At 72.8% G+C, this 9,796-nt stretch carries 11 protein-coding genes; 8 read left to right on the forward strand and 3 right to left on the reverse strand.

The annotated features are described in order from the left end of the window. A complete protein-coding gene (locus ACA511_RS27385; RefSeq protein ID WP_375027477.1) occupies window positions 1-1,470 on the reverse strand; it encodes a flavin-containing monooxygenase in 1,470 nt (489 codons plus the stop codon). A gap of 76 nt (window positions 1,471-1,546) precedes the next feature. Continuing rightward, the gene (locus tag ACA511_RS27390) at window positions 1,547-1,822 is read right to left on the reverse strand and encodes a sulfurtransferase TusA family protein (protein ID WP_375027478.1); all 276 of its coding nucleotides are present in this window, start codon (window positions 1,820-1,822) and stop codon (window positions 1,547-1,549) included. A gap of 331 nt (window positions 1,823-2,153) precedes the next feature. Between ACA511_RS27390 and ACA511_RS27395 the strand changes: the two genes are divergently transcribed. Continuing rightward, window positions 2,154-2,489: an STAS domain-containing protein gene (locus ACA511_RS27395; protein WP_375027479.1), complete on the forward strand. Its 336-nt coding sequence runs from the start codon at window positions 2,154-2,156 to the stop codon at window positions 2,487-2,489. A gap of 44 nt (window positions 2,490-2,533) precedes the next feature. Here ACA511_RS27395 and ACA511_RS27400 read toward each other — a convergent pair whose 3' ends face one another. Beyond that, window positions 2,534-3,691 (reverse strand): ROK family protein, encoded by a 1,158-nt coding sequence (locus ACA511_RS27400; protein ID WP_375027480.1) that lies wholly within the window; start codon window positions 3,689-3,691, stop codon window positions 2,534-2,536. A gap of 116 nt (window positions 3,692-3,807) precedes the next feature. Between ACA511_RS27400 and ACA511_RS27405 the strand changes: the two genes are divergently transcribed. The 7 genes from ACA511_RS27405 to ACA511_RS27435 form a co-directional block, all read left to right on the forward strand. Further along, entirely contained in the window at window positions 3,808-4,536 is a 729-nt protein-coding gene (locus ACA511_RS27405) for an amino acid ABC transporter ATP-binding protein (RefSeq protein ID WP_375027481.1), read from the forward strand. Window positions 4,537-4,590: 54 nt separating this feature from the next. Then, entirely contained in the window at window positions 4,591-5,526 is a 936-nt protein-coding gene (locus ACA511_RS27410) for a glutamate ABC transporter substrate-binding protein (RefSeq protein ID WP_375027482.1), read from the forward strand. Window positions 5,527-5,537: 11 nt separating this feature from the next. Then, window positions 5,538-6,182, forward strand: coding sequence for an amino acid ABC transporter permease (locus ACA511_RS27415; RefSeq protein WP_375027483.1), 645 nt, complete (start codon window positions 5,538-5,540; stop codon window positions 6,180-6,182). Then, window positions 6,179-7,033 (forward strand): amino acid ABC transporter permease, encoded by an 855-nt coding sequence (locus tag ACA511_RS27420; protein WP_375027484.1) that lies wholly within the window; start codon window positions 6,179-6,181, stop codon window positions 7,031-7,033. The genes ACA511_RS27415 and ACA511_RS27420 overlap by 4 nt, the downstream gene beginning before the upstream one ends. Window positions 7,034-7,035: 2 nt before the next feature. Then, window positions 7,036-7,983, forward strand: coding sequence for an asparaginase (locus tag ACA511_RS27425; protein ID WP_375027485.1), 948 nt, complete (start codon window positions 7,036-7,038; stop codon window positions 7,981-7,983). After that, complete coding sequence (locus ACA511_RS27430) at window positions 7,980-8,723, forward strand: copper homeostasis protein CutC (protein WP_375027486.1); 744 nt, start codon at window positions 7,980-7,982, stop codon at window positions 8,721-8,723. The genes ACA511_RS27425 and ACA511_RS27430 overlap by 4 nt, the downstream gene beginning before the upstream one ends. 226 nt (window positions 8,724-8,949) lie before the next feature. Then, on the forward strand, window positions 8,950-9,796 hold an 847-nt coding region (locus ACA511_RS27435; RefSeq protein WP_375027487.1), incomplete at its 3' end, for a maltotransferase domain-containing protein.

The raw sequence follows: 9,796 nt of genomic DNA on the forward strand, positions 1-9,796 counted from the left end.
TCAGCCCTTCACGAACCGGTAGTCGGAGGGGTCGAGGCGCCGCGTCCGGCGGCGGTAGGCGAGCATCGATCCGGGCCAGTTGCTGGCGTTGCGGCCGCCGTCGCGCAGGTACCAGCTGTCGCAGCCGCCCGCGTTCCAGACCGTTCCGGCGAGGCGGCGCTGGAGGCGTTCGTCGAACTCGGAGAGCACACCTTCGCGGACGTCCATGTACAGCACCTCCGGGTCGCGCAGCACACGGACGGCCTGCACGATGTAGGCGATCTGGCTCTCCAGCATGTGTACCACCGACCCCGAACCGACGTTGGTGTTGGGTCCGTACATCAGGAAGAAATTCGGGAAACCGGCGACGGCCAGGCCGAGGTGGGCGCGCGGGCCGTCCCGCCATGCGTCGTCCAGAGTACGGCCGTCCAGCCCGGTGACGCGCATCGGGGCGACGAAGTCGTGCGACCGGAAGCCCGTGCCCATGATGATGGTGTCGGCCGGATGGGCCGCGCCGTCGGCGGTGACGACCGCGTCCGGGGCGACCTCGACGATCGGGCTGGCGACGACGTCCACGTGCGGCAGGTTCAGGGACCGGTAGTAGTCGCTGGAGACCAGGACGCGCTTGCAGCCCAGCTCGTAGCGGGGGGTGAGCCTCCGGCGCGTCTCCTTGTCGCGGACCTGCCACCGCGTGGTGCGGCACATGGCCCGGACGTGGGCCGACAGCACCCGGCGGCCGCGCGGGGAGATCAGCATCGGGTTGAGCAGGACCTCGAACCAGAGGAACACGCCTAGCCTGGACAGCCGCTGGAACACGGGGAACCGGCGGTTCAGCCAGGAGCGGGCGCGGGGGTAGCGGCGGTCCCATTTCCAGCCGACCCACTGCGGCTCGCGCTGGAACACGGTGAGCTTCGCGGCCTCCCGCGCGATCCGCGGGACGAACTGGACGGCGCTCGCCCCGTTGCCGACGACGGCGACGCTCCGTCCGGCGAGGTCGTGGGCGTGGTCCCAGCGCGCCGAGTGGAAGACGGCGCCGGCGAACGACTCGAGGCCCGGCAGGTCCGGCACGGACGGGCGGCTGAGCTGCCCGCACGCGGAGACGAGCACGTCGGCCTCGGCGGTGCCGCCGCCCGCCGTCCGGACGGTCCACCGCCCGGTCGCGGCGTCGAAGTCGGCGCCGGTGACCTCCGTCCCGAACCTCATGTGCCCGGTCACGCCGTACTTGTGCGCGCACCGCCGCAGGTAGTCGAGGATCTCGGGCTGCGGCGCGAACCTGCGGGACCAGTCGTGCTTCGGCTCGAAGGAGTAGGAGTACAGGTGCGAGGGGGCGTCGCACGCGGCGCCCGGGTAGGTGTTCTCCCGCCAGACGCCGCCCACGCCGTCGCCCCGTTCGAACACCGTCAGGTCGGTGAAGCCCGCGCGCCGCAGCGCGATGGCCAGCCCCAGCCCGCTGAATCCGCTCCCCACGATCGCGACCGACGGCCCGCCCATGCCAACGTCCCTTCATCGCCCACGCCACCCTAACCCCCCGTTGGCGGACCGCCAATAGAGGTTCGCGCAGGTGGCGTCAGCGAGGGCGCCAGGGCGACTCCGGTGCCGTGGGACGGGCGTCGGCGGTAACCCGGAGGGCGTAGGTGGGGGCCGGAGCCCGGTCGACGGGGCCCAGGTAGGCGTGGCCGGTCAGGTGGCACCAGGCGGGCAGGTCGATGGGCGCCGCCGGGTCGCCGGCGATCAGGTGGACGACGGTGCCGGGGGCGAGCCCCGCGAGGTGCTCGCGCAGTTCCAGCAGCAGGCGCACGCAGGAGCGGTCGCCGCCGTCGATGACCACTGGGTCCGTGCTCATTGCCACACCCCCGGTTCTAGCAGGTCGCCAGGTGAAATGTATGGGCTTGTCGTGACAGAACGGTCGGTGAAGGGCCGGTGCGGGCGATCCCTCCGCCCCGGGCCCGGGCCCCGCGGCCCCGGCCACCCCCCTGCACGAAGATGCGACAAAAGGGAATGAAACGCGAGCGAACGGGATCGTGCGCGAAATGGGGGAGGGACACCCTAGACTTGACTCTTTCTTTCAGGTTCCGTCCAGGATCGGGGCTTACAGTCGCAGTGAAGTACCCCCCGTTGTCATCCAGGTGAGGAAACCGACTTTGGGGCGAACCATGGATCTCGGAGTAGCGCGCGTGGAGAGCACGGACACCTGCGGGACGCTGACGTTCCCCGAAGAGGTCGACCTCAGCAACGGCGAGGCGATCCTCGAACAGGCCATGCGGCTCCTCGACTCCGGGGCGCCCGCCCTGATCCTCGACCTGACCGACTGCACGTTCTGCGACTCCAACGGGCTGAACGTGGTCACGCGCTCGCAGATGCGCGCGAGCGAGCTGGGCGTGCCGATGTGGGTCGTGCTCCCGCAGCGCGGCATCGTCCGCCGGGTGTCCGACGTGGCGGGGCTGCAGCGCCGGGTCGCGATCGCGCCGGACGTGACCACCGCGCGCGAGGCCCTGGCCGCACACCGCTAGCACCCCCCGTACCCGGGGCTCCCCGGGCTCAGCCCTCCGTCGGCTCAGCGCTCCAGGACGCGGTCGATCCAGTCGTCGGCCATGCCGAGCAGCAGGTGGCCCGCGCCGAGGACGCTGGCGTCCCGGCCCGCGCGGGACGTGGCGATCTCCAGGTTGCGGGTGGCGAGCGGCAGGCAGCGCTCGTAGATGACGCCCCGGACGGTGGCGACGAGCGGCTCGGCGTTGGACAGGCTGCCGCCGATGACGAGCGCGTCGGGGTTGAAGAAGTTCACGAGGGCGGTCAGCACGTCCCCGATGAGGCGCCCGGCGGTGCGCACGGCGCTGGTGGCCTGCGGGACGCCGTCGGTCACGAGCTCCACGATCTGGGACGGGTGCTCCACCGCGATGCCCTGCGCGGTGAGGGCCGCGGCGAGCGCGGCGCCGCTGGCGTGGGCCTCCAGGCAGTCGGGATGGCCGCACGAGCAGTCGACCGTCGCCTCGGACAGGATCCGCACGTGGCTGATGTCGCCGGCGGCGCCCCGGCCGCGGTGCAGCCGGCCGTCCACGATGACGCCGCAGCCGATGCCGCTGCCGAGTTTGATCACCATGAGGTTGTCGAGGGACGGCCATGACCCGCGGTGCTCCCCGACCGCCATGAGGTTGGCGTCGTTCTCGACCAGCGCGGGGGCGCCGGTGTGCGCGGTCACGAAGTCGCGGACGGGGAAGTCGTTCCAGCCGGGCATCCGGGACGGCGAGACGACCTGGCCGGTCGCGGGGTCGACCGGGCCGGGCAGCCCGATGCCGATGCCGCGGACGGGGACGTCCCCGAGCCCCTGCTCGCGGGCCAGCGCGCGGAGGCTCCCGGCGACGGCGGTCAGCGTCCTCTCGGGTCCGAGGGCGATGTCGCAGGCGAGGTCGGACACGGCGAGCGGCGTCCCGGCGAGGTCGGCGGCGGCGAGCCGGGCGTGGTGCGCGCCGAGGTCGGCGACGAGGAAGACGCCCGCCTCCCGGGCGAGCCGGAGGCGGCGGGGCCGCCGGCCCCCGCGCGAGGCCCCGGCGCCCTCCTCGGCGAACAGGCCGGCCTCGATGAGCTGCTCGACCCGCAGCGAGACGCTGGAGGCGGCCAGCCCGGACAGCCGGGCGAGCTCGGCCCGCGACTCGGCCCGGCCGGTCGCCACCAGCCGCACGAGCGCCGCCGGTCCGTCGTCTCTGCTGTTACGCACCCCAGATAGATAGCATGCGCGAACTTGGTACGGCAACGCGTTGACTTACATCGATTTGACGAACTATCGTCCATCTTGGCTTCGATTTCGAAGGAAGTTGGATCGTAGGTGACCGAATGATCGAGGTGCGCGGCCTCAGCAAGCGCTTCGGCGGCCACACCGCCCTGCACGACGTCGATCTGGACGTGGCGCGCGGCGAGGTCGTCGTGGTGATCGGCCCGTCCGGGTCGGGCAAGTCCACGCTCTGCCGGTGCCTCAACCGGCTGGAGACGCCGGACGAAGGCGTGATCCGCATCGACGGCGAGGAGCTGCCCGCCGAGGGGCGCGCCCTCGCCCGCCTCCGCGCGGACGTCGGCATGGTGTTCCAGTCGTTCAACCTGTTCCAGCACAAGACCGTCCTGCAGAACATGACGCTCGCGCCCACCCGGGTGCGCGGGCTGTCGCGCGCCGAGGCGGAGCGCCGCGGCCGCGAGCTGCTCGACCGGGTCGGCATCGGCGAGCAGGCCGGCAAGCTCCCCGCGCAGCTGTCCGGCGGGCAGCAGCAGCGCGCCGCGATCGCCCGCGCGCTCGCGATGCGGCCGAAGGCGATGCTGTTCGACGAGCCGACCTCGGCGCTCGACCCCGAGATGGTCGGCGAGGTCCTGGACGTGATGACGGGCCTCGCCCGCGACGGCATGACGATGGTGGTCGTCACCCACGAGATGGGATTCGCCCGCAAGGTCGCCGACCGCGTGGTGTTCATGGCGGACGGCGAGGTCGTCGAGTCCGGCACGCCGTCCGCCTTCTTCGACTCCCCCGCCACCGACCGGGCCCGGGACTTCCTGGCCAAGGTCCTCAGCCACTAGCACGAACCCCCGGCGCGCCGCCCATGGCGTGCCACCCGAGAAAGGTTGATGATCATGGTGCGTACCCCTGCGGGGATGCGGCGGGCCGCGGTGGCCGCGGTCGCCGCGCTGTCGCTGACGGGCCTCGCGGCCTGCTCCGGCGGAGACTCCGACTCGGCCGTGCCCGGCGCGGGCGGCGGCAGGACCGGCGACGTCCTCGCCGCGGCGCCGGTCGCGGCGAACCTCCCGGCCGGCTCCACCATGGAGAAGATCAAGAAGCGCGGCGAGCTGATCGTGGGCGGCTCGCTGGACGCGCCGCTGCTGTCGCAGCAGAACCCGGCGACGAAGGACGTCGAGGGCCTCGACGCCGACTTCGGCCGCGCCCTCGCCAAGTACATCATCGGCGAGCCCAAGGTGAAGATCGTCAACTCGGCGTCGGAGACGCGCGAGGCGCTGCTGGCCAACGGCACCGTGGACGTGGTGTTCCAGACCTACAGCATCACTCCGGAACGCGCCAAGCAGGTCGCGTTCGCCGGGCCGTACTACAGCTCCGGCCTCGTCATCGCCACCAAGAAGGACGAGACGGGCATCAAGGCCCCGGCCGACCTGAAGGGCAAGACGGTCATCGCGGGCGCCAACACCCCGGCGATCCCGGCGATCAAGAAGGCCGCCCCGGACGCGAAGATCGTCACGTTCGGCAGCGACCCCGAGTGCGTGCAGGCGCTCAAGCAGGGCCGCGGCGACGCCTACGTCCAGGACCAGGCCGTCCTGCTCGCCACCGCGAAGCAGGACACCTCCATCCAGATCCAGGGCGAGCCGTTCACCGAGGACCCGTACGGGATCGGCCTGAAGCACGGTGACGCCCAGATGAAGCAGTTCGTCAACGACTGGCTCAAGCAGATCCAGCAGTCGGGACTGTGGGCGAAGATCTGGAAGAACTCGATCGGGACGGTCGTGCAGGGCGAGGCCCCGCAGCCGCCCGCGATCGGCTCCGCGCCGGGCTCGGAGTAAGCCCCCACCCCATGAACGTCATCACCGACCACCTCGGGGAGTTCGGCGACGGGCTGCTGCTCACCGTCGAGCTGACGCTGCTCGCGCTCGCGGGCGCGCTCGCCGCCGGGATCCTCGTCGCCGCGATGCGGGTGAGCCCGGTGCGCGTGCTGCGCGCCGCGGGGATGGCCTACGTCGAGCTCCTGCAGAACATCCCGCTGCTGGTCTGGCTCGTCATCGCCGTGTTCGGACTGCCCGAGATCGGGGTGATCGCCGGGCTGTTCACCACCTCGGCCATCGTCATCGCCCTCTACCAGGGGGCGTACATGGCTGAGGCGATCCGGTCCGGCATCAACGCGGTGCCGGCCGGCCAGGGCGAGGCCGCCCGCGCGCTCGGGCTGACGTTCGTCCAGTCGCTGCGGCTGGTCGTCCTCCCGCAGGCGCTGCGGACGGTCGTCCAGCCGCTCGGCAACATCGCGATCATGACGCTGATGAACACCGCGCTCGCGGCGGCGGTCGGCGTCGTGGAGCTGACCGCCGCCGCGAACCGGGTCAACCTCGCCGAGGCGCAGCCGATCTGGATCTTCGTGACGGCGGGCCTCGGGTACATGCTGCTGTCCGGGGTGTTCGGGCTGGTCACCGGCGGTCTCGAACGGAAGCTGGCGATCCTGCGATGAAGACCACGGGGAGTTCCGCCCGGCTTCTCTTCGACGAGCCCGGCCCGCGCGCCCGGCGCCGCATCCGGATCACGACCGCGCTGACCGTGCTGGCCGGGGCCGTCCTCGTCGCGCTGGCGCTGCGGCAGTTCGCCGACAACGGCCAGCTCGCCGCGGACCGGTGGCGCCCGTACGGGACGTGGACGATGTGGCGGTACCTGCTGGAGGGCCTGCGGTCCACGCTCTACGCGGCCGCCGTGTCGATCGCGCTGGCCGCGGCGGCGGGCATCGCGCTCGCGCTCGGCCGGCTGTCGGCGTCGCGGTGGCTGCGCGTCCCGTCCGCCGCCTACGTCGAGATCGTCCGGACGATCCCGGCGCTGCTGCTCGTCTACGTCGTGCTGTTCGCGCTGCCGAGGTACGGCCTCGACCTGCCGCTGTTCTGGAAGCTCGTCGTGCCGCTGTCGGTGTCCAACGCCGCCGCGTTCGCGGAGATCTTCCGCGCCGGGATCCGGTCGGTGGAGCGCGGCCAGCTGGAGGCCGGCCTCGCGCTCGGCCTGACGCGCGGCCGGGCGATGCGGCTGATCGTGCTGCCGCAGGCGGCGCGGCGGGTGCTGCCGTCGCTGGTCAGCCAGTCCGCCGGGCTGCTGAAGGACACCTCGCTCGGGTTCGTCGTCAGCTACGCCGAACTGCTCTACAGCGGCAAGGTGCTGGCGAACTACAACCACCTGCTCATCCAGACCTACCTGGTGATCGCGTTGATCTACCTGGTCGTCAACGCGTCGCTGGCCAAGCTCGCGCGGACGCTGGAGGCGCGGCAGCGCACCCGCCCCGCGCGCGCCGTCCGCGACGCCGTCCCGACCGCGCAACCGTGAGGATGGAGATGTACGAATTCCTGGCCGAGGTCGTCCGAAACGGCTTCGTCGAGAGCCGCCACTACGGCAGCGTCGCCGGGCTCGCCCCGGACGGAACCCTCGCCTACGCGCGCGGCGTCCCCGGGGAGACCGTCCTGCCGCGCTCCACGACCAAGCCGTTCCAGGCGCTCGCCTGCCTCCGGGCGGGCGCGGCGCTGGCCGGGGAGCGCCTCGCGATCGCGGCGGGCAGCCACACCGGCGAGGACTTCCACGTCAAGACCGTCGAGGCGATCCTCGCGGACGCGGGCCTCGGCGCGGACGCCCTCCAGTGCCCGCCGTCATGGCCCGAGGACGAGCCGGCGAAGGCCGCGCTCATCCGGGCCGGCGAGGGCGAGTCGCGGGTGCGGATGAACTGCTCCGGCAAGCACGCCGCCATGCTCGCCGCGTGCGCCGCGAACGGCTGGCCGGCCGGCACCTACCTCGACCCGTCGCACCCGCTCCAGCGGACGGTGCGGCAGGTCATGGCGGACGGCGCGGGCGAGGAGCCGGCGCCCGTCGCGGTGGACGGCTGCGGCGCGCCGCTGTTCGGGCTCACGCTGACCGGTCTCGCGCGCGCCGCGCGCTCCCTCGTGCTGTCCGAGGCGGGCCGGCCGGTCGCGGACGCGATGCGCGCCCACCCCGAGTACGTCGGCGGGACGGGGCACGCCAACACCGAGTTCATGCGGGCGCTGCCCGGCGCCGTCGTCAAGGGCGGCGCCGAAGGCGTGCTCATCGCCGCGACCGCCGAGGGCCACGCCGTCGCCGTGAAGGTCATCGACGGCAGCCCCCGCGCCACCACCGCCATCGCGCTGCGCGCGCTCGCCGCGCTCGGCGCCGACACGACCCCGGCCGACCCGCTGGGCGCCGTCCCCGTCCTCGGCGGCGGGCGCCCGGTCGGCGAGATCCGCACGACCCCGGAAGGACGTCAGTGAGCCTCACCTACGAGATCTGCATCGACAGCGTCGCGGGCGCCATCGCCGCCGAGAAGGCGGGCGCCCACCGCGTCGAGCTGTGCGCGGCGCTGTTCGAGGGAGGGCTCACCCCGACCCTGGGCACGGTCCGCGCCGCGCTCGCGGCCGTGTCGTCCATCAAGGTGAACGTCATCATCCGGCCGCGCGGCGGCGACTTCATCTTCGACGAGCACGAGGCCGCGGCGATGGAGCACGATGTCGCGCTCGTCCGCGAGGCCGGCGCGGACGGCGTCGTGATCGGCGCGCTGACCCCGGAGGGGACGATCGACCGTCCCGTCGTGGAGCGGCTCATCGCGGCGGCGGACGGCCTGCCCGTCACCTTCCACCGGGCCTTCGACATGGCCGCCGACCCGTTCGCGACGCTGGACGCCCTCGCCGGGCTGGGCGTCGCCCGCGTCCTCACGTCCGGGCAGGACGTCAGCGTGCTGGAGGGCGCGCCGCTGATCGCCGAACTGGTGCGGCACGCCGGCGACCGCGTCATCGTCATGCCGGGCGGCGGCGTCACCGCCCGGAACGTGTCCCGGATCGTCGCCGCCACCGGCGCCCGGGAGATCCACTTCGCCGCGCTGAGCGAGGAGCCGAGCCCGGCCGTCCACCGCAACCCGTACCCGTTCATGGGCGGGGAGCTGCGGCAGCCGGAGTACCGGCGGCTCGTCACGACCGGCGCCGGCGTCGCCTCGGTGATCGAGGCGGCCGGCTAGCCGTACGACCCAAGGGGGGCGGACAAGATCCCGGCAGGCGCGTCCTGCCGGGATCTTGTCCTTTCGTCCCCTCTGCGCATACCCCACCCGTGCGCTGACCCGCCGCGCGCATGTCCCGCCGTGCGAACGGCGAATCCGAGCCTCCCGGACATCGCCCCTGGCCCCGGCAGTTCTTTGCATGATCTTGTGGTGGCGGAGACGGCGGAAAGTTGCGGACGGGGCATGGATGACTGGGACCGATGCTGGGAACGGGGCGACGAGCCGGGAGCGGGCGCACATGCAGGTCAAGCTGGAGGCGGAACTCGGGCGCATTCCGATTCTGGACGTGGCGCCGGTGGTGGGGTGCGGCCGGTGGCCGGCGAAGGCCGTGGTGGGGGAGACGGTCGAGGTGTCGGCGACGGTGTTCCGGGAGGGGCACGAGATGCTGGGCGCGGCGGTGGTGCTGCGCACGCCCGACGGCGAGGAGCTGCCGGGTCAGCGGATGACCGAGGTCGGGGTGGGGCTGGACCGGTGGGCGGCCGAGGTGACGCCGACGGAGACGGGGTCGTGGTCGTTCCGGGTGGAGGCGTGGGGCGACCCGATCGCGCTCTGGTGGCATGACGCGCAGATCAAGGTCCCGCGCGGCCAGGACGTCGAGCTCATGTTCGCGGACGGCGCGGCTCTGCTCACGCGTGCCGCGCGGGAGGTTCCGTCGAAGGACCGGCGCGTCCTCACCCGGCTCACGCGTCTCATGGCGGACGAGGACGTGGACGCGCTCGAACGGCTCGCCGCCGCCGGGGAGCCGACCGTGCAGGACGTGCTGTGGCGTCATCCGCTGCGGGATCTGCCGACCGTCAGCGACTGGTACCCCCTGGCCGTCCACCGCCGACGCGCCCTGTACGGCGCCTGGTACGAGTTCTTCCCCCGCTCCGAAGGCGCCGACCTGGACCCCATGGGACGCCGCGGCCCCACCTCCGGAACCCTGCGCACCGCGATGAAACGACTCCCCGCCATCGCCGACATGGGCTTCGACGTCGTCTACCTCCCCCCCATCCACCCCATCGGCACCACCCACCGCAAAGGCCCCAACAACA

The organism is Actinomadura sp. GTD37 (assembly GCF_041951365.1).
Taxonomy (GTDB): Bacteria; Actinomycetota; Actinomycetes; order Streptosporangiales; family Streptosporangiaceae; genus Spirillospora.